1 protein-coding gene is annotated in these 1,524 nt (G+C 62.9%); it reads right to left on the reverse strand.

The genetic code is table 11. From position 1 onward, the window contains the following. Positions 1-1,524: PAS domain-containing protein (locus tag ACE3PH_RS15920; protein WP_374320869.1), on the reverse strand; the 1,524-nt coding region annotated here is incomplete at both ends.

The following is a 1,524-nucleotide window of genomic DNA, read 5'->3' on the forward strand; positions in this document are numbered from 1 at the left end:
CCGAAATGCTGACATGGTGAATGCCGCCAGACTTGCTGCGCCACTGGCATTCGTAATCCAGCACCGAGCCGTGCAGACGCAACTCTTCCAGCCAAGCCTCGCGTGCAGCCAGATCGACCCACAGGCCGATCTCCAGCGTGGTGTGGCCCACCAGGTCATCGCGGGTCCAGCCGAAGAAAGCTTCGTATTTGTCGTTGACCTCCAGGAACATGCCGTCGGAGGCTCGCGCAATGGAGGCCGCCAGCGGGCTGGCCGAGAAAGCCACTGTGAACCGCTTCTCGGTGTCGCGCAGCGCCGTGATGTCCTGCATGGCACCGGCCATTGTCACCGGTTTGCCCGATGGATCGCAGGAGACCTCCCCCATGGCCAGGCCCACACACACATGGCCATCGGCCCGCCGAAAGCGGAACTCCACCTCATAGGGCTTGCAGTCATCGAGCGACTTTTGCACGGCAGCACGCACCCGCGCCTGGTCCAGCGGATCGACATGCTGCAAAAACAGGTCGAAGGAAGGAGTCACCGCCCCCGGCGCATAACCAAAGCACGCAAAGGTTTCATCGCTCCAACGCAGTTCGCCGCTGGCCACGCTCCATTCCCAATGCCCCACGTGGGCCAGCCGCGCCACCTGCTCCATGCGGCGGCGCTGCTCCATGGGCGCCGTGACGTTGTGGATGAGCTCCAGCTTGCTGATGCTGCCGTCGGCGTTGTGCAGCGGCATGTCGAACAGCTCGTAGGACTGGCCCTGTGCATTGGTCCATTCCCAATTCACCGTTTTGCCTGCGTACACATCGGCGTTCTTGCACCAGTCACAAGGGGACTGGCGGCCATGGAAGTACTCGTAGCACTTGCGCCCCTGCACCGGGCCAAACTCCTTCTGCATGGCAGGGTTGATGTACTCAATGGCGTAGCTCGGGTTGGTGATGTACACCCCATCGGGCAATGCATCCATGATGGCCATCAGGCGCGAGCGGTCGCTGGCCAACTGGTCTGCAAGGTGCTGTATGCGTTTGACCTCGCTGATGTCGGTCCAGGTCAGCACCACGCCGTCGTCGCTCTTGCCCTCTTCCTTGAAGGGCAGCATGCGTTGGAACACCCAGCGCCCATTGGGCAGGCGCACCTCGGTTTCGATGCGTGCACCTGTGCGCGCACAACGCTGCAGATCGGCCAGAAAGACCTCTTGCGGCCCCAGCCGATAGTGGATATCGGCCACGGGCCGCCCAATGTCTGTGGGCCGCAGGGCCAGGTAGTCCTCGACCCCAGGGCTGATGCGACGCAGGCACAGTTGCGCATCCAGGAACACCGTGCCGATGTCGGTGCTGTCGAGCAGGTGGTCGTAGTCGCGCGTGAGCGCGGCGAGCTCCTCGTTCTTGGCGTGCAGTTCGCGGTTGAGGGCGTACAGGTCTTCGTTGACGGACTTGAGCTCCTCGTTGGCGCTTTGCAGCTCCTCGTTGGAGGCGGTGAGCTCCTCGTTGCTCAGGTCGATGCGCTCGTGGCTGGCCTGCAGCTCCACCACCATCTCTTGCA

Origin of the sequence: Aquabacterium sp. (assembly GCF_041909175.1) — a bacterium.
In the GTDB taxonomy this organism is placed as follows: domain Bacteria; phylum Pseudomonadota; class Gammaproteobacteria; order Burkholderiales; family Burkholderiaceae_C; genus Aquabacterium.